This is a genomic window from Paenibacillus monticola, assembly GCF_009664975.1.
In the GTDB taxonomy this organism is placed as follows: domain Bacteria; phylum Bacillota; class Bacilli; order Paenibacillales; family Paenibacillaceae; genus Paenibacillus_AQ; species Paenibacillus_AQ monticola.
The window spans coordinates 231,959-256,522 of the sequence record NZ_WJXB01000004.1 but is presented as its reverse complement, the minus strand read 5'-3'; the positions used below and the strand labels follow the sequence as shown (position 1 = coordinate 256,522).

Annotated in this window: 26 protein-coding genes and 1 riboswitch; of the genes, 9 read left to right on the top strand and 17 right to left on the bottom strand. The window is 45.3% G+C overall.

Annotated features, from left to right (window positions below; all coding sequences use genetic code 11):
- Positions 1-37: 37 nt before the first annotated feature.
- From GJB61_RS13845 to GJB61_RS13790, 12 genes are all read right to left on the bottom strand, one after another.
- Complete coding sequence (locus GJB61_RS13845) at positions 38-1,288, bottom strand: glycosyltransferase family 2 protein (protein ID WP_154119435.1); 1,251 nt, start codon at positions 1,286-1,288, stop codon at positions 38-40.
- Between the two features lie 28 nt (positions 1,289-1,316).
- Positions 1,317-2,867: a hypothetical protein gene (locus tag GJB61_RS13840; protein ID WP_154119090.1), complete on the bottom strand. Its 1,551-nt coding sequence runs from the start codon at positions 2,865-2,867 to the stop codon at positions 1,317-1,319.
- Positions 2,864-4,402 carry a glycan biosynthesis hexose transferase WsfD gene (wsfD, locus tag GJB61_RS13835; RefSeq protein WP_195724334.1) on the bottom strand — a complete coding sequence of 513 codons (1,539 nt, stop codon included), beginning with the start codon at positions 4,400-4,402 and terminating at the stop codon, positions 2,864-2,866. Before wsfD ends, GJB61_RS13840 begins: the two co-directional genes overlap by 4 nt.
- A gap of 30 nt (positions 4,403-4,432) precedes the next feature.
- Positions 4,433-5,530 carry a glycosyl hydrolase family 8 gene (locus GJB61_RS13830; RefSeq protein ID WP_229521673.1) on the bottom strand — a complete coding sequence of 366 codons (1,098 nt, stop codon included), beginning with the start codon at positions 5,528-5,530 and terminating at the stop codon, positions 4,433-4,435.
- Positions 5,531-5,726: 196 nt separating this feature from the next.
- Positions 5,727-6,710 (bottom strand): ion channel, encoded by a 984-nt coding sequence (locus GJB61_RS13825; protein WP_338115809.1) that lies wholly within the window; start codon positions 6,708-6,710, stop codon positions 5,727-5,729.
- A 51-nt stretch (positions 6,711-6,761) separates the two neighbouring features.
- Positions 6,762-7,154, bottom strand: coding sequence for a DUF350 domain-containing protein (locus GJB61_RS13820; protein WP_154119089.1), 393 nt, complete (start codon positions 7,152-7,154; stop codon positions 6,762-6,764).
- Complete coding sequence (locus tag GJB61_RS13815; protein ID WP_229521739.1) at positions 7,151-7,741, bottom strand: hypothetical protein; 591 nt, start codon at positions 7,739-7,741, stop codon at positions 7,151-7,153. Before GJB61_RS13815 ends, GJB61_RS13820 begins: the two co-directional genes overlap by 4 nt.
- A gap of 75 nt (positions 7,742-7,816) precedes the next feature.
- On the bottom strand, positions 7,817-9,019 hold the full coding sequence (locus GJB61_RS13810) for a glutathionylspermidine synthase family protein (RefSeq protein ID WP_154119087.1): 1,203 nt from the start codon (positions 9,017-9,019) through the stop codon (positions 7,817-7,819).
- On the bottom strand, positions 9,016-9,705 hold the full coding sequence (locus GJB61_RS13805; protein WP_154119086.1) for a hypothetical protein: 690 nt from the start codon (positions 9,703-9,705) through the stop codon (positions 9,016-9,018). Before GJB61_RS13805 ends, GJB61_RS13810 begins: the two co-directional genes overlap by 4 nt.
- 27 nt (positions 9,706-9,732) lie before the next feature.
- Positions 9,733-9,936, bottom strand: a complete 204-nt coding sequence (locus GJB61_RS13800) for a hypothetical protein (protein WP_154119085.1) — start codon at positions 9,934-9,936, stop codon at positions 9,733-9,735.
- A 56-nt stretch (positions 9,937-9,992) separates the two neighbouring features.
- On the bottom strand, positions 9,993-11,357 hold the full coding sequence (locus GJB61_RS13795; protein ID WP_154119084.1) for an MFS transporter: 1,365 nt from the start codon (positions 11,355-11,357) through the stop codon (positions 9,993-9,995).
- Between the two features lie 187 nt (positions 11,358-11,544).
- Positions 11,545-12,174 (bottom strand): xanthine phosphoribosyltransferase, encoded by a 630-nt coding sequence (locus GJB61_RS13790; protein ID WP_154119083.1) that lies wholly within the window; start codon positions 12,172-12,174, stop codon positions 11,545-11,547.
- 92 nt (positions 12,175-12,266) lie between these two features.
- Positions 12,267-12,370, bottom strand: a riboswitch (purine riboswitch).
- A gap of 195 nt (positions 12,371-12,565) precedes the next feature.
- Here GJB61_RS13790 and GJB61_RS13785 point away from each other — a divergent pair.
- Positions 12,566-13,117: a hypothetical protein gene (locus GJB61_RS13785; protein ID WP_154119082.1), complete on the top strand. Its 552-nt coding sequence runs from the start codon at positions 12,566-12,568 to the stop codon at positions 13,115-13,117.
- Positions 13,118-13,256: 139 nt separating this feature from the next.
- Here GJB61_RS13785 and GJB61_RS13780 read toward each other — a convergent pair whose 3' ends face one another.
- Positions 13,257-13,934, bottom strand: coding sequence for an S-layer homology domain-containing protein (locus GJB61_RS13780; RefSeq protein WP_154119081.1), 678 nt, complete (start codon positions 13,932-13,934; stop codon positions 13,257-13,259).
- A gap of 224 nt (positions 13,935-14,158) precedes the next feature.
- Positions 14,159-14,551: a winged helix-turn-helix transcriptional regulator gene (locus GJB61_RS13775; RefSeq protein WP_154119080.1), complete on the bottom strand. Its 393-nt coding sequence runs from the start codon at positions 14,549-14,551 to the stop codon at positions 14,159-14,161.
- A gap of 159 nt (positions 14,552-14,710) precedes the next feature.
- Between GJB61_RS13775 and GJB61_RS13770 the strand changes: the two genes are divergently transcribed.
- The 4 genes from GJB61_RS13770 to GJB61_RS13755 are packed head-to-tail and all read left to right on the top strand — an operon-like array spanning position 14,711 to position 17,221.
- Positions 14,711-15,922, top strand: a complete 1,212-nt coding sequence (locus tag GJB61_RS13770) for an MFS transporter (RefSeq protein ID WP_154119079.1) — start codon at positions 14,711-14,713, stop codon at positions 15,920-15,922.
- A 29-nt stretch (positions 15,923-15,951) separates the two neighbouring features.
- Entirely contained in the window at positions 15,952-16,794 is an 843-nt protein-coding gene (locus tag GJB61_RS13765) for an aldo/keto reductase (RefSeq protein ID WP_154119078.1), read from the top strand.
- A gap of 48 nt (positions 16,795-16,842) precedes the next feature.
- Entirely contained in the window at positions 16,843-17,118 is a 276-nt protein-coding gene (locus GJB61_RS13760) for an SDR family NAD(P)-dependent oxidoreductase (RefSeq protein WP_338115850.1), read from the top strand.
- The gene (locus GJB61_RS13755; protein WP_154119077.1) at positions 17,030-17,221 is read left to right on the top strand and encodes a hypothetical protein; all 192 of its coding nucleotides are present in this window, start codon (positions 17,030-17,032) and stop codon (positions 17,219-17,221) included. Before GJB61_RS13760 ends, GJB61_RS13755 begins: the two co-directional genes overlap by 89 nt.
- A gap of 2 nt (positions 17,222-17,223) precedes the next feature.
- Here GJB61_RS13755 and GJB61_RS13750 read toward each other — a convergent pair whose 3' ends face one another.
- Entirely contained in the window at positions 17,224-18,150 is a 927-nt protein-coding gene (locus GJB61_RS13750; RefSeq protein WP_154119076.1) for an AEC family transporter, read from the bottom strand.
- A gap of 177 nt (positions 18,151-18,327) precedes the next feature.
- Here GJB61_RS13750 and GJB61_RS13745 point away from each other — a divergent pair, with 177 nt between their 5' ends.
- Together GJB61_RS13745 and GJB61_RS13740 are read left to right on the top strand one after the other, a co-directional pair.
- Positions 18,328-18,660, top strand: a complete 333-nt coding sequence (locus GJB61_RS13745; RefSeq protein ID WP_154119075.1) for a winged helix-turn-helix transcriptional regulator — start codon at positions 18,328-18,330, stop codon at positions 18,658-18,660.
- A gap of 127 nt (positions 18,661-18,787) precedes the next feature.
- Positions 18,788-19,501, top strand: a complete 714-nt coding sequence (locus GJB61_RS13740) for an SDR family oxidoreductase (protein ID WP_154119074.1) — start codon at positions 18,788-18,790, stop codon at positions 19,499-19,501.
- Between the two features lie 70 nt (positions 19,502-19,571).
- Here GJB61_RS13740 and greA read toward each other — a convergent pair whose 3' ends face one another.
- Entirely contained in the window at positions 19,572-20,051 is a 480-nt protein-coding gene (greA, locus tag GJB61_RS13735) for a transcription elongation factor GreA (protein WP_154119073.1), read from the bottom strand.
- A gap of 263 nt (positions 20,052-20,314) precedes the next feature.
- Here greA and GJB61_RS13730 point away from each other — a divergent pair, with 263 nt between their 5' ends.
- Positions 20,315-21,754: an FAD-dependent oxidoreductase gene (locus tag GJB61_RS13730; protein ID WP_154119072.1), complete on the top strand. Its 1,440-nt coding sequence runs from the start codon at positions 20,315-20,317 to the stop codon at positions 21,752-21,754.
- 631 nt (positions 21,755-22,385) lie between these two features.
- Here GJB61_RS13730 and GJB61_RS13725 read toward each other — a convergent pair.
- Positions 22,386-23,858 carry an MDR family MFS transporter gene (locus GJB61_RS13725; protein ID WP_229521671.1) on the bottom strand — a complete coding sequence of 491 codons (1,473 nt, stop codon included), beginning with the start codon at positions 23,856-23,858 and terminating at the stop codon, positions 22,386-22,388.
- 183 nt (positions 23,859-24,041) lie between these two features.
- Between GJB61_RS13725 and GJB61_RS13720 the strand changes: the two genes are divergently transcribed.
- Positions 24,042-24,458, top strand: a complete 417-nt coding sequence (locus tag GJB61_RS13720) for a MarR family winged helix-turn-helix transcriptional regulator (RefSeq protein ID WP_154119071.1) — start codon at positions 24,042-24,044, stop codon at positions 24,456-24,458.
- Positions 24,459-24,564: the final 106 nt, after the last annotated feature.

Here is a 24,564-nt window from a genome sequence, read left to right as displayed (position 1 = left end):
TGTCTCCTGTAATTACATTTTCTTTCCCGCTGGCACTTTAATAACGCTCGGTCTTGTACCATTTTGCTTCTCTTTTAAAAATAAGATCTTTGATGTAGTTGTATAATCCGTAAGCGGCGACGAGCATCCATAACTGGCAGTAGGAGACATACATTAATAAGATGATCCATAGATTAGACAAGCTCATTTCGCCTTTCTCGGTAGTCAGCGTAATGAAGGTTCCTACGACGAACAGAATGATGGCGAGCAACCAGAGAAATCCACTAAGTCCGGCTATTGTGGTGTGCACATACCCGAGCGCATGCAGAATGAGCAGCGTATCAGAGGTAATCAGCGACAGCAGCAGCAGGAAATAGATCGATAGATAATAAAGAATGTCGAAACGGATGCGCGAAGCAGACTTGTCGAAGAGCAGAGGGATATTTTTGACAATGACATAAATATTTCCCTTGGCCCAGCGCGTTCGCTGCTTGAACCAGACCTTTAAGGTCTGGGGTTCTTGCTCCCAGGTCACGGATTTCGGTTGGAATTTGATCCGGTAGCCCATCATATAGATGCGAAAGCTGATTTCCGTATCCTCTGCAATGGCCTTCACGTCCCAGCCCCCGATGCTCTCGACAATAGATCTGCGCATAATGAAATTGGTTCCGGGAATCGTGCATAACTTGAATAGCTTCCAGCGTCCTGCTTGAGCCATCCATTGAAAAGACAGGGTTTCGATATTAATAAACCGGGTCAATAGGCTCGCATCACGGTTGCGGGTTCGAAACTTGCCGATCACCGCTCCGAGGCTGGAATCGTTCATAATCTCAGCCACCAGATAACGTAGCGCCATTTTCTCCGGGGTGTTGTCCGCATCATAAATGGCAATGAGTTCACCACTACTGCGGGCAAATCCTATATTGAGCGCATTCGACTTTCCTTTGCCGCCTGTGATCGCATCTGTGCTAATGACAATCAGATTGCGGTTCGGGTACCGACTCTGAATATTCCCCAGAAGAAGAGCGCTGTTATCGGAGGAATTATCATTAATCACAATAATCTCATAACGGTCATGCGGATAATCGAGGGCCAGCAGAGATTCTACCGTCTTGCTAATGACCACACCTTCGTTATGGGCGGGAACCATGATCGTAACAAACGGCACCTCCCCCTTAATCTCTGGCATTTCCTCATTCTCGGATTTAATGTAATACAGGTATCCCGCTATAATGAGGGTCACATTCACCAGCAGCAGGGACCAGATACAGATCACAGCTATTACCATTAGCACGTCTGGTATATTCATCATTTTCTCCTAGTCACTATTCTTTTTCTCACTTCATATATTTCTTTCTATACATCCGGTTTCCGATAATCAGCAATCCGCCAAAGAGCAGCAAAGAGATAATAATAACTACTATGAAGAATTGGTTCTGCACATTGAACAGCTTGGTAAAACTTTTCTTTTGCTCTTGTGTATATTGAAAGTCATCATTCACAGTTTCCGGCGTGTAGTCTATGTTCAGTTCCTGGCCATTGATCGAAATAACCCCTTGCAACGAAGAAATGGTACTTGTATCCGTGACTACCCGATGTGCTCCCTGTTTATAGTCGGCAAAAGGAATCCAGTACTGCTCCAGACTGTGCAGCATGTTCTCAAGTTCAGCTTCATCCTGCGGAAAATCGACGGTAATTGCTGTATTCAGCGGGAAAGCCGGCATAGCCTTACTAGCCTTATGCTGCACGCTCTGCAAGAAATCCAGCGGCAGACTGTACAGGGATGAGGCGAATGTCTTGGATGTATTCGTCTGCTCCATATAAAGTACCTGTTTATCATCTTGAAACAACACCGCTGAGTCAAAAAAACCCATTCCTGCATTAGCATACTCTTTATCATAGGACCAGTAGGAATCCGCACCGATGCCGAGTGGGGCTATCCTGTTATTGATCAACAGATTTATAAACCCATTCATTTTCTCCTGCAGCGTATGGTCACTACTGTTGATTGACGGCATGATTACCGGTGCGTTAACCAGGATGCTGCCGTTTCTAGATTGGACAATCTTCAGTGCTTCCAAGTAACGCTGCATTGCCGGAAAATCAGTATTACTGAACACCGGCCGCACGCTGGCGATAAAAGGAATACCGTCCTGATATAACTCATCCGCGGTTTTTTCCAGCAGTTCCAGATCAGAGAACGGATAAATTTCTTTGAGAACTAAATACGTTTGAGGAGAAACGTTTGGATGAAGCCAGTCCTTCAGCACGTTGGCTATGGCCAAGATACTGGCATTCCCTTGTACCAAATAAGGCACATAGGTATACTTTCCGCTGCTCACGGCATAAGGTACCTGGAGACTTCTGTCCCGAAACGATACCGTTCCGTATGCCTGTACGGCCTTACTTGCAGCAATATAGGGCATATCTTGCACTTGTAAGCCTGTCTCTTGGAACTCCCCTATTTGCAGATCGGCACTTGCACCGTACATTACCCCCGTAGTTAACTGTAAAGCCTTCTTTAGACTGGCAGGAGGACTGTAACCGATATGTAAATATTGTCCTTTATAGCGCTCCAGATCACCGAGATAGGACTTGTTTGCAATAGCCAAATCAGGCGCATTAATTACTGTAATCACATTGGAGTAAGGCGCCATGGCCCCACGCTCGTATTGGTCCAGACTTACCAGTGTAACCTTGGCATTCAAGGACGCCAGCTGTCGCTGGAGCTCGTTAACGTTGCCTTCTCTGGCTGTTCCTATTGCCAGACTGTCGAACAGCAGCAGGACCTGCTGCTGTGGAGCTGCGGCAGAATGTACAAGTGATGCTGGAAGCAGCAGGACAGCAACAATCAGCAGGAGCAGGATACTTTGAACTCTTTTATTCAAATGCTCACACCCTTTTGAGCCTCTGCCGGATACTCGCTAGTAGTATTGCTTGATATCTGACGGCTTCCCGCTAATCTGCGGGCTATTACACTGGAAAAGGTCAGGAATGTAACCAAATCAAACGATAGGGTAAATAAGAATTCATGCTTAGCGATATCGGCATCACCTGCTCCAATAATCGAAACAAAAATACCGGACAGTCCCACAGCGATTGTTGTCAGAATCAGCGCCATTCGTTGCATCCTTCTGATATTCCGCGATTTGACCGCGACTATGAAAGAAGGAATATATAGACCGATGATAAGCACCATCCAGATGAGGATAAAGCCGAATGTCTTGGGTACAAGCGTTTTTTTGAGCAGACTGTAGATGGAGAAAAAATGACTTTGTGCCCGGAAAACCTTTCCCGCAGATTCCTCATAGTTCCCCATAGCCACTGGCTTGATCGTGAACGCACTGTCAGCTGCTATATTGAGAATAGCACCCAGCTGACCTGGATTAGCAACATAATATTTGAGAATCGAACCGAATCCGTAGCGGCTGTAGAAATCCTTTTCCAGAATCGGAGAGTTCACATCCACGGTCCCATACTGTTCGTAATAGATATTGCCCTTGAGAATAGAGTATTGATCATTGATCCCAAAGGATTTCAGGGTGGTTTCCGGATTAGTAGACTCTTTCAGAACTCCACGGGTCATGGCATGATACTGGTTAATGTTCACAAATTCCTTGGAAATGTTCAGATATGTCGCGATTCCGGTGAACATCAACAGCGCAATTGAACCCATCACTAGGTAGCGGAATATACGGTCTCGGCGAATCCAGATGAGCGGTACTGCAAGCATAGCAATAACCATACCCACGGGAGCGTTCTGCTGTTTGGAGGTAGTAAGAATGAGACTGCTGATAACGAGCACAGCCAGCATAGCATAGTCATTATATCTTTTGCGATAAATGGACAGCCACGAAGCGAATACGAAGATCATCATAATCATGACGACACTCTCACTGTAAAAAGAATTGAAATATGCCGTATAGCCCGTATCTCCAAATATAAAAATAGCAATAACTGCAATGACCAAACCCTGCTTCTTGGACATCTTCCACGTAATAGCCTCTATTAACATATACACAGCTACCACATAAAGAATCGTATAAATAGCCGCCTGAAAACGGATATCAAATACCTTGCTGCTGAACAACAGCTTATTGAGCCCTATAGCCAACTTGATAAACAAGGATTGCGAGGAATCCAGTGTTGCGCCATTCTCGTTGAAATATTGATAGATTCCATACTGCTTCACAAAATAACCAAAGTATTTACTGTCATAATCCGGCAGGTTGAAATATAGCCCGTTGCTATAAATATTACGGAAGTAGTCACCGTTGTCCGCCATGCCCACATAGGGAGCAGTAAAGAGGGCAATGACCGTAATGAGCAGTACCCCAAAGGCTGATATTAAGGCAGGTGACAGCGGAAGGCTAGCGAGCGCGAAGCCCGGTCGCAGGGACGGTTTCAAAGGGTTGTCTGTCATACGGATCACCTTCATTACTTTCAGTTGGAATTAGTAGGAATAAGCTAATAATGCCATCAGGTTGTCAAAAGAATAGGCCTGTTTATTATGTACATCGCCGAAACCGCCGTACAACGCACTGCTGGAATCTGATACTCTAAGCTCGTTCATTCTGGCAATGCTTTGGCGATAAAGTATTTCATCTCCAATTTCCGAGCCAATCATCGCTGTAATAGCATAGATCGCCGTGGAATGGATATCATTCGCCGGTACGCCTTCTTTTGTGTATTGTCCAAACAGCGTTCCGGCATCGACCTGCTGCTTTATATATTTAATGCTGGAGGCTTTCTGCTGATCTACCTCTGCCAAAGATAGAATGGACAGCAGCGATTCAACCGTATTAATATTCTCCGAGCCATACTTGTCCGTCTTATAATCAAACCGTGTTTCATAGAAAGGGAACTGATCGGACAAATAGCCGCCTTTTAAAATATCGTTCATATTACCCAATAATATACCGCGTAATTCGTCAGAAATCGACAACTTTTGCATTGTGCTTAAATTAATATAACATAATGTAATAGACTCATTTGCTATTTTGTAATTTTCATCATAAAAATCCCTCAAATACCCATTTTCAACATTGTTATCATAGAATCTCCGACCATATTTATCCGCCTGCTCTGTATACTGAGTTTCCCCGAAAATCTCACCCGCTTCATATAACGCTCGGATTAAGCGCAGGTCATCAACAGCGGCATTCACAGGATATTGCTTGTCCAGTTTAGGGCTGTAACGGTAACTGAAGCCATCCTTCATGTCGAATGTTTGTTGGGCAAGCTTCCATTGTGCGGCGAATAGCTCCTTATTGCCGGTAAGCACTGCCACTCGCATCATAAGTCCCGCAGACTCGCTTAAGATCTCATGACCGCTTGCAGCCTCTCCGTTCTGGTCTGTCTCCTGAAAATTTGTAAATACCCCATAGGGACCTGTAAGCTTCGTATTAATAAAGTTATATAACACTTGCTCGTCACTTTGAGTGACTGAATGACTTGAAGTAGGCGAAGGTTCTGCCTTATTGCCACTGCAGGCTGCCAGCAAGACCAGACTCATTAGGAGCACTATGACTGTGCTGTTCTTACTGTTCAATTCATCACTCCCTCCATCCAATTTTAGATTCTGTAATTATACTAATATAACGGTAACATTAGTCACAAAGTTAACATATATTCGCTAAACCTTTAATTTCAGATATATCTAATAAATTATTGATGTTCATCTACCTCTCCAGAATAAAAAGAGAGCTGCCCCTCCGCCTTTTCAGACCGTGACAGCTTCTTATTTATTACCCTTTAATCCGTCGATAAGTCTCGTCATCCGAGACAATATACAATCTCGCCTCTGTAGGAATGGGTTGGTCAAGCTTCCTGTTGATGCTTAGATCGTTGCGGTCAGACAATAAGGTGGCTCCCTGAAGTAGCAGATCCTGAAAGGCCTCTCCATACGTCTTCCATGCAACATTCAGCGGAATTTCATAGATATCGTCACCATGCTGCCGGCTCAGCAGCTGCGTAATCACCTCGGAGTTCCCTTCCTGCAGAGCAGATCGCACAGCCAATCTGGAGATAGCATCATGTGACAGCACGAACTCATTAACATGGATATGCTGGAAATTCCGAATATTCTTCTCCTGCATAATTTCTACAGTGCTATGTACCTTCGGCGCAATACGTTCAATGCTAGAGGCAATGAGCAATGATTTGCCATCGATCAGCGAAGCTTCGTCAATCCGCGTATCCCCGAACACAATCGCCGCCTTAGCCTCAAGAATATTAGCCTTAAGAAGAATCTCATCACTGGAAGCGTCCCCACTAATGAAGTGAACCTGATCCATATACTCCAGCGGATGTCGTCCCGTCTCATCAATGATCACGATCTGGCATTCCGGTAAATAGCACAAAATCTCCTCTACGGCGGCCTGCGTTTTTTTGCTCCAATTGATTAGAATGACATGATTCCCACCCCGAAAGCTCAAAGTGCCTGCCCCCCTTCTTCTCTGCATCTCTGCGATAGAGTCAATGATCTTACCGATAACCAAACTGAGCAGACCGATCCCGAAAATATACAGAAAGATAGTAAACACCTTACCGCCTATCGTTTCTGCAAAATAATCACCGTATCCAACAGTAGCCATCGTTGTCATGACCCAGTAAAAGGCATTAAACCAGTTATGAAAAGTATCTGGCTCAAGCACAAAAGCTATGGTTGCACTTATTACAATAAACATCAGGATAATCAGCCCAATGGATTGTTTTCTTAAGCGCATCATCCTCGTGGATATTCTGAGCAGAAAATGCACCTGCTCACCCCTCTTCCGGATTTAAATAATCAAGCTGCTGATCACAAACGCTGTTCCGATAAATACCATACACAGCATCGTCCCTACGGCCACATTCCCTTTTTGCAGGTGCTCGGAAATGGTAAAGCCGGGGGTAACTAGCTCGAAGATCCAATAAGCTGCTACCAAGCACAGATAGCCAACCGCAAACCAGAGCATCATAAACCAGATCGATGTATTCGTATACGCCGCTACTCCAAGAATAATTGCCGTTGCTAGAAACTTGCCGCCTAACGCCAAGGCTACAGCTACATTGCCTTTCTTGAGTTCTTCCATATCCTTAAATGGTGTCATCAAGCTGAATATGAACACGCCCAACAATTGCAGTACAATAATTACAACAACACTTACCAATAAATTTACAATCGTCGTCATTTAGCCCACCCCCGAAATTTAGCATAGGCCGAATCATAATCGGCAAAATCATGAACTTCCTCAAGCACTACTGATGCAGTCTTAGCTTTCTCCAATGCCGTGTAACGCTTGTCGTCAATCGGCTGTTTGATCCGGTTGCCCGAAGGCAGCTCAAGCACGGCAAAGTTTCTAGTCTTATCCTTATACTGGGTCTTATATACACCCACAAGATCGACATCGGTTGTGATCGATACTTTAAGGTTCTTCAGATCCTCTGCTGCCGTCTTCTGGTCTCCATAGGACTTGAGCGTAGTCCATGAAGACAGGCGAATTTCGTTGCGCTGATCGGCATCGGTAACCAACTCGGCGTCCATGAACTGCAGTGTCCATATTTTGTCGCCTGTCGCATAATTACCATCATTCGGGAGCAACTCGTTATCTGGCAACACCGTCATATCGCTGCCGATTAAGTCACCCACTGTGCTCTCTACAACCCGGTAATCCCAAGGAACCCGCGATGTACTATCTGACGTTTCTGTAGAGGGGTCAGTATGAAATACACTATCCTGGTTGCCACATGCCCCTAACAACAACATCGTTAAGAACATCAGACATATGAATGCTCCGAACCTGGCTCTTGAACCTCTTTTATTCCGCGTTTTTCTACCTTTGCCGATATCCAATTAACTCACTCCTAACGCGATAAAATGACTGGCATTGCCTGTAATTAGCCCGCCTGCCCGACCGAGCAGCCCGCAGGGCTTCCCGTTAATAACGAACATACCGGTCAACAGATGAAGCTCACCCTCTGCGGTCTGTACGCGGGCCATTTCGGCTCTTTTTTGATAAACAGTAGGAAATAACACGCTGCTATCAAAGCCTTCCTCATCCTGCAGCTCCAGCGTTCCGCTGTCATCAAAAAGACGCACCGAACCTCCCTCGCGGCCAAATACGGATTTGGACACAAAGTTCCCGGAGAACACGGGTTTATTATAAGTCGGCAGGACATAGCTTGAGATGGTCTCACGTTCCTCTTTATCAAAAAGAAGACCCAGCTCATACATTCCCCATACCGCTGCAATAAGCCCTTTAGACTGCAAAATTATACTGTGCGGACCATTAAATAACTGAAGATGACCTTGTTCCACTGCATAGGCAAGGGCATCTCCACCCTCATCTACGGCCATCCATTCCTTAGGGTACAGGGCAAACATACGCTTAATTATGCGGTCTTCCCCATCCTTAAGAATTCCCTTATCGACCCATAAGTCAAGACAGTCAACACACTGAATATCAAGACCGCTATGCTTTACAAGGGCTTCAATGGTGCCGGAATCCTCAAGATGAGTTCCGTAACCAACACAAGCCGCCGTATCCGGACGTTCTTCCTGCCAGGCTGCCGCTAGTAGTTCTTTCATTGCCGTATTTGGGCTTGCGATGCCGGCCTGCTGACATATCCAGGGGGTAGCTATAGAGGCTTCCACGTAACCGGTTGGTGTATCCGCATTCAGCTCCAGCAACTTGATAGTTCCGTCATCAGCCACGGCAAAATCGAATCTTGCATACCGGCTGATGACTCCCTGCGCAGGAAGTGGGCATTCATCGAGCATCACCCACAATACTTGTGGAATACCGAGAAGATCATATAGATCGTGCTTGAGGTGAACATAACGGGCAGCTTTATCGAGTATAGCCCAGAGCTTCGCAGAAGCCTCTTCAAGCTCCTTATAGGTCTCGTTGCGCATCACTGCCACCGCATCCAACCAGTATTCCTCTTCCTTAAGGTCTGCCCAGGTAAACCCAAGCTCCTTCAGCTGCTCTACCCGGGGTGCCCGCTCAAGAGTGGACTGAACCCTAATCTCAAATGCACACTGATTGTGAATCATCCGCCGAAGCCGCTCTTGCTGGAGCCAGACTTCGAGGAGGAGGAACCAGAGCTGGACTTTGAGCTTTTGGAAGAGCCTAGACCGCTGGAGTTACCTCCGATACCGCCCGTCTTTGACGAAGATCCCCTTCTGGTAATGGAGCCGGTAGAAGAAGTAGAGGTCTTCGGTTTCACTACAGAGCCGGGTACCGTTTTATTCTGGAACTTGTCGCTGCTATAAGTTGGGGGCTTATAAGTATTTTGAGTACCTCCATAATAGGTTGGTCGATCGTTATACCATCCTCTTGAGGAGTAATTGGAGCCACTATTGAACAGCATGTGGTACAACAGCATATCGTCCCAGCCGAAGCCTGAATTATAACCGCCATAGTTATTCACTACTGTCGTTCCATTAGAGGTCACTACCCCCTCTCCCTGCTCGACAACCTCTTCTGTACCCTCAACCGGATATGGAATGTTCCAGTCAACATTTTTATCAAAATAAGCTTTAACCTCATCTGTCGACCAAGATACAAGCTTCGGTTCCTCACCTGAGGTATTGCCACTGGCACCTGCACCACCCGGAATAAACATGGCATTAGCCAACAGGGCAATGCCGAGTGAAGTGGATAGTACACGAAGCGGCTTTCCTTCAGATGTGAACAGTTTCGATACAGCTAGTTCTTTAGCTTTCTCATCTTTAGACAACGCGGGGTCCTCCTTCCTTAATATCAATCATTCGGTGCGCATTGGAACAAGCAAAAGCTCCAGCTTGCCTTCGTCTACATTCAACCGCCCTTCCACCGTCTCATATTCAAGGCTGCCAACTACTAGATAATTGACATGCTCAAGTGCAGCAATCATATTCATGCTCCACGTACGTTCCTCAATTAGACGCAGACCGCCTTCCGGCATTTTCTCGAACAAGATGACACTCATTCCATTATCCACCTTTTACCATCCTTCCTCAACACTATTATGCATATGATACGGTATTAGCACCTTTTCGTTTCATATCTCAAGCTAGCCTCAGTGGATTGCCCAATAGGCTCCTGTGAACGCGAACGTCTATATAAGAACACTACGCCCAAAGAGCATAAGCTTACAATGAACAATAGCACGTATACATGCTGGTAGGCTGTTGCCGGCACAAGATCCCGCCCTACATGTAAGAGTAGGCCACACACTGCAACAGATACAGAGCCGCCAAAGAACTGAACCAGCTGCAACAGGCCCATCCCGGAGCCAATCCATGTTCTGGGCAGAATCATGGAGGTTTCATTATTCAAGGAAGCCATAGTCGCCGAAAATGCTGGAGAGAAACACAGGTACCCAAACAGTAATACGGCCGGAGACGCAGATAAATTCAAGGCAAAAATAGCCATAATACTGACCAGAATGCCATGGCCGATCAGTAAGAACCGTAAATTCCCATACCGGTCAATCCAGTGTCCAACAAACCTAGTTAGAAAGGCGGAAAGAATCGCCCCTGGAGCGATGAACAGCCCGATCATTAAAGCTGATTTATGGAACAAATTAGCCAAAGCGAGCGGCATTAGGAACAAATTACCCAGATTCAGCACCAGAATGCAAAAACCGATGGTCACAAGCTTGCCATATCCGGGCATCTTCAGCAGCTGCGGGTTAATAAACGATTCCTTTGCCCGTTTCAGATGCCAAGCATGAGCGAAGAAAGATACTATGCTTACAGCTAACCACATCAGAGACTGGCTAGTTACTGCCAACAGCAGGCTTGCCGCATTGATAACAGTCAGTGCAGCGCCCACAATATCAAAGTTTCCCGCCTGGGGCTGTTCCTTCGGCAGTAAACGCAGCAGCACTGGCAGAACGATTAGCACAAGACAGGTGATCCCGAATAAACCATTCCAGCCGAAATATTGGCTGATGATCCCGCCGACAATCGGTCCCAGACCAAAAGCCATAGCGCTGCCTACGGAGATCATAGCTATAGCCCCACCGCGTCTGGCGACAGGAACATAGCGACTCGCCAGCACAAGACCCAATCCCGCCATAGCTCCGGCACCTGCCGATTGTAAAATTCTTGTGAACAAAAGAGCCTGAAAATCATGGGCAAATAGCCCAAAGACTGATGCTAGTCCAAGCGTAGTCAGTCCGATGGTCAGCAGCCTACGGATTGGCACCAGGTCGGATAATCTGCTATAAATAACGGTCGACAGCGCGTAGCCGATAGAATAGCTGGAAATCACCCATGAGCCGAGATCAGCAGAAATATGCAGATCCTGAATGATGGTTGGCAGCGATACGTTAAACATCGTTGTGTTCATGACCACAATAAAGAGACAGAAGGTCCATAGCGGCATTACGATTTTATCATTCATTTCTATTCCATCCTATCAATTATCTGTAATCACTCCACTAATTCTAGTCCACTGTAATGGGCTTGGCAATTGAAATAGTATGTATTTTCTGACAGCATCCCACACCAAAAGGACCCGAACCGTATACCGGTCAGGTCCTCTTTATAGGATACTAAATTGATGACCACACCAACGGATTGGCCGATTATTATGCTTCCTGTACCGCAGCAATCGCCTTATCCTGGATTGGATCAACTGCAGGGTTATTATCAATAAAGTGGACCTCTCCCGGAGCCATGGAGGCAATCCGAGCCAGTGAGTAAACAGGAATACCCCGTTTCTCCAGCAGGCTGCGTCCTTCCTGAAAGCTCTTCTCGATCACACAACCAACGCCCAAAAGCTCTGCTCCCGCCTCATTCACAATATCAACCAAACCTATAAGAGCAGCACCAGTAGCCAAGAAATCATCGACGATAAGCACTTTATCGCCAGATCCAAGATATTTCTGTGAAATGCTGATCAGATATTCTTCTTGCCGGGTAAAAGAATGCACCGGGGCTGAATATACCGCTTCGGAGAGAGTTACTGCTTTCTTTTTCTTGGCATAAATAAACGGAACGCCCAGCGCTATCGCCGCAGCCATCGCGAACTGAATCCCGCTGGCTTCAATTGTAATTATTTTATTGATTGGCAGATGTCCAAATACCCGCTTAAATTCCTGCCCGATTTGTAGTGCTAGCTCCGTATCGACTTGATGGTTCAGAAATGAGTCTACCTTCAACACCGTATCCGACAGGATGAGACCTTCTTGTCTAATGCGTTCTTGTAGTACTTTCATTGTGAATCTGATCGCTCCTTCTTGGTTAGAAAAACAAAAAGGACAGATCCCTTGAGTCGTTCTCTCAAGTGAATCTGTCCTTCTGGGTCTTTGAGACCCGCTACTTCACTCATAGTCGGACAATTACAGTGGTCATCCGGTAGAAACTTATGGGCCATATCCCCAAGATTATATGAGATTATATGAATCATCGAAAATAAATACTTTGTATATCTTATACGGTCTGTCCGCTCCTTACAAGCAAAATTTTAAGGATAAGCCCTGCTTTTTAGCGCTGTTTCATGAAGAGTAGGCAGACGTTTGTTTTTGCCGCGTAAACACTCATTTTGCTCACCAATCCCCTCACATTGCATTAATGGTAAGGAAAAGCTATGTAAGGAGGAAGGATACGATGGCAAAAGCAAGTGATCGAATTGTGGTCATTATACAAAAAGGGAACAGACGTCTGATTACCAAGACACCACTCCGGGGAGTGGACCGACTGGTATTCGTCATTAATAATCAGTACACCAATGCGCCCAACACGACACAAATTTCCAGCGGGGCAGGGCGAAGCAGTGCAAGCGGCAATAATGCAGCTATTGCTTCCCCTTATACACGCCAGCAGCAGAGCGTTGGTGCAGGTGGAGACGCCACCAATTTAGGGAAACAAGGCAGAACACGCAGCAAGTACAAGAATTCCAAGAACTCCACATTCTATCCCTGCGGCAAGGAAGTTGTAGTCGTTATTAATACCCAAACGGTTAAGCTCTCTAAACGCAATGGGGCCTCCTCTGCTACACAGGTGGCCAGCGGCGGCGGATTATACAGCACAGGTGGAACGAACGCCGCTATTGAGAGTCCTGGTACACGTCAGCAGCAAGCGGTCGGTGGAGGTACAGGCGGGCACGCGCTGAACAAGGCTACAGCCAAACAGAAACACAACAAAAGGCGATCTCGTTAGGGAAAGAAACAACTTAATAAAATTTAGAGCAGCGGGGGTCCAATCCCTACGTTTAGCTTCCAAACGAGAAACAGCCATCCCTTGAGGATGGCTGTTGTAGTGTTGCCCGTATAGAGCAAATAACGTTGCTACTCCGTCTTTATTCCGGGTAGCCACCGGCTGGTGCCGGATGTGCTTCTATATATTTCAGTGCATTGTAGATCATTTCCGCGGCATCGGCACGGGTAATATCATCCGTAGGATTGAAATCACCTGCAGTATCCAGGTGGGCAATGCCGATAGCAAGAGCCAGTTGTATGGAACCGTCATACCCATTGGTAAATTCAGATACATCCGCAATATCTACCGGCATGATTTTGATCATGGGCAGATTACTACGTTTCTCTATAGCCTGGATAAGCTGGTGTGTAAATTCCTCACGGCTCCAATTCTTTCCCGGGTCCAGATCAGCAGGCAAGCCGATATCATTATTGGCAGCAATAATCAGAGCTTCCGCGTACCAGGCATCGTTATTAGCATTCGCATAATAATCCGTTGCTTGTGGGGCTTTAAAGAACCGTAGCTGATCAATATTCAGATCAAAAGCATTAACGAACATCTGTATTCCCTGTGCTGCTGTAATCGATGCGTTGGGTAGAAACTTATCGCCACCCACACCATGTATAACTCCCTTTTGCTGTAAGTCTACGATTTTATCTTTGGCTGGTATATTGGCCAGGTCTGCAAAAGGTAACGATGCGGCAAAACTCTGTCCTGCAAAGGCCAGGGTTAGCAGTGCTGTTGCCGATACTGTAAGTTTTCTTAATGTATTGTTCATCTCGTTCACCTCTTGTAAGTTTTTCGATGCTTAATTTCTTCTACTTTCTTCCAGACGGAATAACGCAAAAAAAAGTTGCAGTCTACGTAAACAACCCTATGAATCAAGAAGAAACATATACACTCTTATTTTTACATAAATAGCCCAAGGTTCTACGCAGTATCGCTTAGACCCTCGGGCTATTATTGAACGGATGAATGAAATCGCTTATCCGCGATCTTCGCCTATTCCACGCTGGATGCTTCTACCTCTAGCTTCTTGTTATTGAGAACATTATCCTCCAGCATGCTGGATCTATCACCATATTCTTTAATAATGTGCTTCTCTCCCCATGCACAGAGCGAATCCAATATAGATCCTAAGCTCTGGCCATACTCACTAAGCTCATACTCCACTTTGGGAGGGACCTGATTGTAGACAATCCGATTTACAATACCATCCTGCTCCAATTCTCTAAGCTGCTGGGTCAGCATTTTTTGCGTGATATTCGGCATATGGCGTTTTAAATCGCTCGTCCGCATCTTCCCATGTGTTAAATGGCAGAGAATGACACATTTCCACTTCCCACCGATGACTTCCAGCGTTGCCTCTACCGAAATATTATATTTCTTCACCATAATATCTATTTCCCTCCTAAGTAAGAGCCATCTATGTTAGATGTATAGGTACTTTTTAGTACCTACAGCACCAAAAAGTACGTACTATTCATTATTATCTCTATAACTCATAATAGCACTTATCGGCCGATGATTACCATAGTGCAGGAGTGAAACAATATGACTTTGGATAAAAAAAGAAGTACGCTGGCACTGCTTGCCCTAGCAGTTAGTGCCTTTGCGATAGGAACAACCGAGTTTATCAGTGTTGGCCTTCTGCCACTCATCTCTAATGACTTGAACATATCCGTGACGACAGCCGGGTTAACCGTTACTTTATACGCTTTAGGGGTAACCTTTGGTGCCCCCGTCCTAACTTCCCTGACCACAACGTTCTCCCGGAAGACATTACTACTCGCGATTATGCTGGTGTTCATTGCCGGCAACAGTCTCGCCGCCGGGGCGAATGGAATTACAGTACTGCTGACCGCCCGTGTGATATCCGCCTTAGCGCACGGTCTCTTCATGTCGATCGCCTCTACGATTGCAGCCGATCTCGTTCCTGAGAATCGCAGAGCCAGTGCAATCTCGATTATGTTCACCGGACTGACTGTAGCTACCGTTACCGGAGTCCCGCTGGGTACATTCCTTGGACAGCAGTTGGGCTGGCGCGCTGCCTTTGTTGCCATTGTTGGCATAGGCATTGTAGCGCTTATCGCTAACTTGATCTTAATTCCGACAGGTCTGCGCCGAGGAACCCGTACACCACTGCGTGAGCAAGTTAAGCTTATGACCAATGGGCGCTTACTACTGGCTTTTACCATTACCGCTCTGGGCTATGGGGGTACATTTGTCGTCTTCACCTACTTATCGCCTCTCCTCCATGATATTAGCGGTTTCCAAGAAAAGACGGTTGCCGTCATTCTGTTGGTCTATGGAATTGCCATTGCGATTGGCAACATGATTGGCGGCAAAGCAGCCAACCACAAACCGATGAACGCTTTGTTCTACATGTTTGCCTTACAAGCTATTGTGTTATTCGTCTTAGCTTTTACAGCTCCTTTTAAGGGTCCGGCCTTAATTACAATTTTCTTTATGGGACTGCTCGCCTTTATGAACGTTCCCGGATTACAGGTTTATGTAGTCATGCTGGCTGATCGGTTTGCTCCAGGAGCCCGAGATATAGCCTCTGCTGTTAATATTGCTGCGTTTAACGCTGGCATTGCAATTGGCGCTTACCTCGGGGGTGTCGTAACTGACCATTTGGGATTGATTCATACGGCTTGGGTAGGGGGAATTATGGTGCTGGGAGCTGTATTCTTAACGGCTTGGAGCCGTGCTCTGGAACGAAAAGATGAGACTCAGCTTAAGAGTGAAACTGCTTATTCATAAGTTCAATACAACCTGGGAGGTTATTTAATATGGCTAAGAATTTACAAGATACAACTACACTGCACAATGGTGTGAAGATGCCGTGGTTTGGACTCGGAGTATTTAAAGTAGAAGAAGGTGCAGAGCTGGTGCAGGCTGTAAAGTCGGCCATTTCCCATGGCTACCGCAGCATCGATACAGCAGCGATTTATGAGAATGAAACCGGCGTCGGTCAGGGAATCCGCGAGGCCCTACTGGAGAACAAGCTGTTAAGAGAGGAACTCTTCGTCACTTCAAAAGTATGGAATGCGGATTTGGGCTACGAATCAACCCTTGCCGCCTACGAGACTAGTCTGGCGAAGCTTGGTCTGGACTATCTTGATTTATATCTTATTCACTGGCCAGTGGAAGGAAAATACCAAGAAGCCTGGAGAGCGCTGGAGACATTATATAAAGAAGGCCGGGTTAAAGCGATCGGGGTCAGCAACTTCCAAATCCATCATCTGGAGGATGTCATGAAGGATAGCGAAATCAAACCCATGGTCAATCAGGTTGAGCTTCATCCCTACCTAACCCAACAGGATCTGCTCAGCTTCTGCAAGGAGCAAGGCATTCAGTTGGAAGCTTGGTCACCTTTGATGCAGGGTCAATTGCTAGAGCAGCCTCTAATACAGGATATTGCTGCTAAACACGACAAATCCGTGGCCCAGGTTATTCTGCGCTGGGATTTGCAGCGTGGCATTGTAACGATACCCAAATCTACCAAAGAGCAGCGGATCATCGAAAATGCAACTCTGTTTGATTTTCAGTTAACGGAAGAGGATATGACCTTGATTGCCAGCCTGAACCAAGACCAACGGGTCGGTCCAGACCCTGACAACTTCGATTTCTAAATCGATACTGAGTCCTGACTGCTTGACATGGAGTGAACTCCAGCATCTATATTTTGGGGACTCAGTGATTTAACCCGAGAAGTTCTCCCAACCTTACGTAAACAACACAGCGGTCACATTGTAAATGTATCCTCCATCGGCGGATTAACCGCGTTCCCAGCTTTTGGTTATTATCATGCGACCAAATTTGCGGTTGAAGGCTTGTCACAGTCCTTAGCTAAAGAAGTTCAACCGCTTGGCATTAACGTTACGCTGGTGGAGCCGGGGGCCTTTAGAACAGACTGGTCTGGACCGGTCAGCTGTGGACCGTACAGAAATGATTGAGGATTATGCTGAGAAGCAATTGCAGGACATAAAGGCCGATATCGAAAGCTGGAAGGAAATATCAACAAGCACTGATTTCGGTGATGAGAGCTATTGGGAATAGTCTTAAGCGCCCACTAGGGCAATGAGAGTTGGCAGCACTAGAAAAGAGGCCAGCGTCGTCCATAAAATACATCTAGAGACCAAATCTGCGGAGGCATTAAACCGCTCGGCCAGCACAACGGCATTTACCGCAACAGGCATAGAAGCCAGAATCAGCAGCACTGAGAATAAAGGCCCCGTAATGTGCAGAATGGTTAACCCGAGATAGGCAATCAGCGGTGCCAGAAATAAGCGAACCATAAGTCCTGTCCAAAAAGCAGACTGCAGTTTGCGCTCCACTTGAGCTACTCTGACTTTGACCATCTGTGCGCCCAGTATCGCCAATACCACAGGTGAGTAAGCCCCTGCCACCATGGCGACCCCTGACGCGACCTCGTGCGGCATATGCAGATGGAAGGCTCTGAGCCCCAAAGCTAGAATAGCCGCATAGATGGCAGGCAGAGAAAACACGGATCTGACTGCATTTTTTACAGAGAACTGTGATCTCGCAGCGAAGTATACCCCCACCGTATTAACAATGACCATCTGTCCAATAACATAGACCGAGGCTTTGTCTAGTCCAAGCTGTCCAAAGGCAAGCAGCACAAGCGGCAGACCATAATTCACACTATTGGTGAACGTTGAGACCAGTGTCAGCCCCGCTAGTTCGGGTGGAGCCAGCTTCAGTATTTTCCCCAATACATTTGCAAGCACCCACAACAGGAACAGATTAAGTAGCGAAAAGGCCAACGTCTTATACACGTCGTCAAAGGAAATATCCGCCGTAGCCAATGTATCCAGAATGATTGCCGGACTCAAAAAGTATAAATACAGCGTCAACAAGGGCTTAGTATCAAGATTCTTAAACCGCCCGAGCAGCGCTCCCGCGATGACCGGGATGGACAATGGCACGATGACTTGATATAAAGTCAATAATACGGTCTGGATCAAGAAGCAGGACCCCTCTGTTCTTTAGTTACTTCATAACTATAACCAAAGCAGGAAGGATCGTCTAAGACACGGAAGCAATATGTTTAATAGTGATTACCTATGACAGCAGCTGGCTTTCTCAAGGATAGTATTGTTATGATTAGGAAAATCCGTAATTGGGTCAGGAGGATGACTTGTATGGTAGAACCCGTTATTCTAACCAAGGGCACCCCAGGCGAACCCTGCCCTATTGCCAAAACTCTGGATGTCATCGGGACGAAATGGACCTTTCTAATTATCCGTGACCTACTGATGGACGGAACGAAACGCTTTAGTGATCTCTTGAGATCATTAGAGGGTATCAGTCCAAAGACGCTTGCGTTAAGGCTTAGGGAGCTGGAAAGTCATGGCATTCTGGAGCGGACCGTTTATCCCGAGGTTCCACCACGAGTAGAATATACACTGACTGAAAAGGGGCTACGCTTGGAAGCGATTTTTATTGAATTAAAACGATATGGTCTCACGCTATAATATCTACAGCCGCACAAAACTATACTTTTTGAAACTATATGTATTAATTGTAACTACTTCCCTAAGGAAAGTTATAGGAATATACTACTTCCCAGAGAGCATTATACTTTGTGGAGGAGGTAACCTAATGTTAATAGGACAAAGGGTTGTTATTATTGGAGGTAGTTCTGGAATCGGTCTGGAGACGGCCAGACTCGCGGCAATCGAAGGTGCAGAGATTATTATTGCCAGTCGTTCCAAGGATAAGCTGGAGAAGGCCAAAGAAGTGTTAGGAGCAGCTATTACTGCATATATCCTGGATATAACCAATGAAGAACAGGTACAATCCTTCTTTGAAAAAGTAGGGGCATTCCAGCATTTGGTGGTAAGTGCGGCGGAAACAAGCGGAGGTCCTTTTCTGGAAACTCCTACTAGCGCTGCGCGCCAGCTGTTTGAGAATAAATTCTGGGGCCAATACTATGCTGCCAAATACGGTGCGCCGAAGTTATCTCCGCAAGGCTCTATCACACTCTTCTCCGGTGTTGTTGCCTATAAATCAATGATCGGCTCTTCCACCCTCGGTGCAGTCAATGCAGCCGTTTCCAATCTCGGCCAAACCTTGGCTCTGGAGCTGGCTCCCCTCCGGGTGAATATCGTTTCTCCGGGGATCATAGATACTCCATCCCGTGAGAAAATGCCAGTAGAAGCACGAAATGACTTCTATACTAAAATTGCTGCCAAGCTGCCAGTAGAACGAGTTGGCACAGCAGTGGACGTCGCCCAGAGCGTACTTTATCTGATTCATAACGAGTTCGTAACCGGAACGGTTCTTCACGTAGAGGGTGGTCATATCCTTACTTAACAAGTTGTTTGCTTCTAAAAAATCCCTGTCCTCTTAGTGATAAGGGGACAGGGATTTTCAAGACAGCCTCTTATAGAGCTCTGATCTCAAGCAGTTCATATTTGATAACGCCCATAGGTGCATTGACACTAATAATGCTGCCTACTTTTTTGTTCAGCAATTCCTTGCCCAACGGGCTCTCATAGGAAATCTTGTTATCCAGAACATCTGCTTCAGCAGGACCTACAATTCTATACTCAATCTTTTCGGAATATTCAATATCATTCAGAATAACAATGGAGCCAACGCTGACTGAGGTACTGCTTATGCTTTTTGCATCTACCACTCGAGCTTTGGTTAACATCTTTTCCAATATGATCACTCGGGTCTCCATGAACGACTGATCATTCTTGGCAGAGTGGTATTCACTATTCTCCTTCAGATCTCCGTAGCTAATCGCCAATTTAAGCCGAGCCGCTAATTCCTTACGTTTGACAGTCTTTAAATCTTTAAGCTCTGCCTCTAATTTAGCCAATCCCTCTTCGGTCAAGAACACTTCTTCGTTAGACATGTTTACAACTCCTATTTAGCTCGCCTTTATTGTATTTTACCTTATATTACACAAACATGCGAAAAGAATGCGCTAAGCAGCATATCTTTAGTAGTTTTCTCCTTAATAAGCTTTAGAACAAATCATCTCACTAGATAGTTAATAATAATTATTGGAGGAAAAATTGCCCATTTGTTGTATGATATTTATAAAGTACTCTAGTATGTTTCTTTCAAAGTGTACTTGTTAAATCTAACAAACAGTAAGGGGCACAGTGAGCAAAAATGTTGACGACGAAGAATGGTTTTCGTAGTATCCAAGGAATTCTAATTTTAATATTTACCCTACAGTTACTCGTATCTAATCCGCACGCAGTAATTGCGCAATCCAAAGCTCCATCCGCAGCAGCAAGCTATGATGTTGTTGTGATTGGAAGTGAGATTCAGGGCGTATTGTTAGCCAAGGAAGCACGGAGTCTAGGACTCAAAGTTATTATTCTGGATCCACGAAGCAAGCCCGGTGGTGAGTTAATTCAGGGGCAAATGCTGGTTCTCGATGATGTGAATGACAATAAGCATAAAAATCTGGTTCAAGGAGAGATCAAGAACCTTTATACCAAATATAAAGTGGGTTCCATTCGAAAAACAGCGGAATTCAGTAGCTATTATGACAAGCTTATTAAAGGAATACCAATTAAGAGTGGGATCGTTATCGATTCAGTTAATGCCATCGCATTAGACAAGGGAAAATCTCTGCAAACTATGACTTATCGCGCCAAAGATGGATTTAGTTATACAATTCAATCTAGGTACTGGGTGGAAAATACCGATTTCAATGCCCTGAGCGCTAAACTGGGTGACAAGCGCATTCCCGGAATGGAATCACTCTATAATGGTAAACAGCCAGATTATATGACAGCTACTTATATGATGAATTTCAAAAAAATAAATTGGAATAAACTCCATCAGGCCGTTCTGGATGATTACCCACTAACCAATGTGCGAAAGAAATATGGTTCCACCACCTATGTGGATTGGAATTTTGCAACTGGATTCAGCAATATTACTAATAAATATATCACCCTGGATAAGATGTTAAGGCTACGAGGCTTAAATGTGACCGATCAGAGGAACGGTGAGGTTACCATTAACGGTCTGCTTATTTATGATGTGAACCCTTCAGATCCTGAATCAGTACAGACAGCGATTGCAAAATCTAAGGCCGAGATACCCCGAATTTTAACCTTTTTACGTAAAAATATACCAGGCTTCGCCAAAGCAGAACTTAACGGATTCCCCGATTACCTATATATCCGCGACTATAACCGTTATGAAACCAAGTATATACTTGATTATCCAGATTTAATGGGAGCGCGAATGTTCTGGGATAATGTTAGCATTGGTGGATATGCAATAGATCTGCAAGGAACCAAAACCATGCCAAAAGGAATAGGCTTTGGTAAGCCCGATCACTACGGCCTACCGCTACGTTCATTTGAACTCAAATCCTATGATAATGTACTAGTTGTAGGTAAAAACGTAGGAGCTAACATCAAAGCCTATGGCAGTGCCCGTATTATGCCAACTACCGCTTTGGCAGCACAGACCATCGGCATTATTCTTGGACGAGAGAAGAACAAGCGCCTGGTTGATTTGAATCAAGCCGACTTCAACAGAATACATAAGTATCTAGAGAAAGATTATAAGATTGAACTCCAACATTAGGAGTAGTTATATATTACCTGCAATTATTTTCTAGCTTCTGAACGCACAAATCCCCGCTCTCCTTAATTAATAAGGCAACGGGGACTTATGTGTTTATTCCACTAATCAATTCAATCTTTCCTCCAACATCAATCCATATCCTTGACATGGTGACCCTTATTCATTATTCAACTTAACATTGTTACCGTGCGCTTTCGAATTCCCCGTGCACTCCTGTTCGGAGTTCTTCTCCATGTCTTGCATATGGGATGAGTTCCCGCGTACACGATTTCACGAAAAACGTTTTCACGGACGTTTCTCCTAGTGTGAACAATCGTTTCAGTACGCTTCGCTTACCTTTTGCAACGGAATCACGCTCCTTCGACCGCAAGATATTTCTTGCTTGAAAAGCTTATTCCTTACAAATCAACCACCTCGGCAACCGCCTTTAGCGTAATGAATGCGGTTCCATTGGTGATGTATAGAGCATAACGCATTACAGCAAAATATTAAACTCGCATAATATTCAATATTTCGCCATAATCCCTGCTATTCTCCGCTACCACCATCTAAATCATATGGAGTCTAAGATTTTCTTCTGGATTCTTGGACTTTCGGATTCATTCCTCATTTACCCAATAATTGTCTGGATTCATTGTACTTTTCTTACTGTTGAAATCTTAAGTACCGGAATTGATTGTTTCTTTCCCTCTCTTAAAAGGAACGTAAGCGGAATCGCAATCACTCCAATAAACGTAGCTACAAGGAACACGTCCTGCACACTAAATGTCATCCCTTGAGCTTTGATAAAAGCTGATGTGGCGGTGGCGCCTTCGCTTAGTTCCTTCTGATGGGTCAACGCTCTGGCGGCGAGTACAGAGCTAAAGATTGCTATAGACAGCGCCCCTGTGGCCTGACGTACCCAACTTGTGACTGAAGAAGCGTGACCAGAATATTCTTTGGGAATGGCGGACATCCCGGCATTGGTGACCGGCATAAAAGCCAAAGCAATCCCTACAGACCGAAGCCCCATCCATGAAGCCACATATACATGCGTAGCACTCAGTGTAATATGGCTTAGCTCCCAGGTCGAAATAATCAGCAGCACCATACCGCTAAGAATAAGCCAGAAGGGTCCAATTCTAGAATAAAGCTTGCCTACAATCGGAGACAATATAGCCATCACTATCGAGCCTGGCAGCAGTACCAATGCTGTATTTAAAGGCGTAGACTGCTGAACATCCTGCAGGAAAATTGGAATTAAAAAGGTCCCCGCGTATAAAGCGATGGTAATAATACAGTTAATAATCAGGCTATACGTAAACTGTTTCTGTTGAAACACTTTCAAATTAAGCAGTGGGTCTTTAATAGACAGTTCCCTGCATATGAAATATGCCAGTATAACCGCTCCAACAAATAGGAGACCTAACGTCTGCCAAGAGGTCCAGCCCCAAGCATTCCCTTTACTAAAAGCCAGAATAATGAAGGCACTGCTCAGCACGACAGTGACAAAGCCGGGCAAGTCAAATATTTTGGGTACGATAGAACCCCGGAGATTGGGCAAGCATTTAAACGCTACAATAATGGCAATAATACCAATCGGCAGATTGATAATAAATAAGGATTCCCAGCCAAAATAACCCGTAAGCCAGCCGCCGAGCGTAGGTCCGAAAGCTGGAGCAAGCATCGAGGAGAGACTCCATAGGCTCAGCGCAAAAGCCTGTTTTCCTTTGCCAATAAATTGATAGATCATCGTCAGTGTTGTGGGAATAATCAACCCGCCGAACACTCCCTGCAGAATGCGAAAGGTAATTAGAGAATCAATATTCCAGGCGATCGTACATAACGCAGAAAATATCGTAAAGCCTGATAACGCAAATATATACAGTCGTTTATAGCTCCACTTGTCACCAAAATAGCCAACGACCGGCGCGACGATCCCTGTAGCCAGTAAATACCCGGTAATCATCCATTGAACCGTACTAATATCTGCATGAAAGTCTTTCATAAATACTGGAAAGGCCACATTGATTGTAGTGGTGCTCAAGATGGCCATGAAATTCCCAAAAAAGATGGCGAAGATAATCGGCCAAAAAGCCGGATTCTTTACAGCTTGCATATTCATCAAAATTCTCTCCTCTGTACTCCATCACAAATTAGTTGTATGATACAATGAGTTATATGTAATTGTATTATACAACTACAATAATGAAAGTCAATATGCTTTACATCATTATGCGCTTTCATTTATGATTTTCATTTATAATGTATAGACAAGCACCGAAATTTATCTTGGAGGAAACTTTCAATGGAGGATAAGAATCTTGAACTCATTAATAATGAACTGATCGCGCTCATTCGCCGTGCTTCTTTGGATAGGAAGCATGGAGGACTGGACCGCTCTACCTATACCCTGCTCCAGCATTTGTCTATTCATCAGCCGCTGGGTGTGAAGGCACTTGCCGATGATTTCCGCTTAGATATATCTACCCTGAGCAGACAGACAAGTGTTCTCGAATCGAAAGGCTACGTAGTACGTCTACCGGACCCACAGGATGGCAGGTCCAGTAACTTTCAGATTACCCAGTTAGGTGCAGAGAAGCTCAGCGAAGCCAAAAAGGTCAGACTGGAACGATATGAACTATTACTGGCAGACTGGACCGCCGAAGAACGTCAGACCTTTGGTACCTTGCTGGCCCGGCTAAACCGAACACACCTTGAATAACAGCGTTGAGGATTGACGAAAGTTGACGAAACTGGTAGATTAAATTAATCATACAAATTAACTCGGAATTATATTTGAGCAAAGGGGCTGGTTCGCATTAACTTTA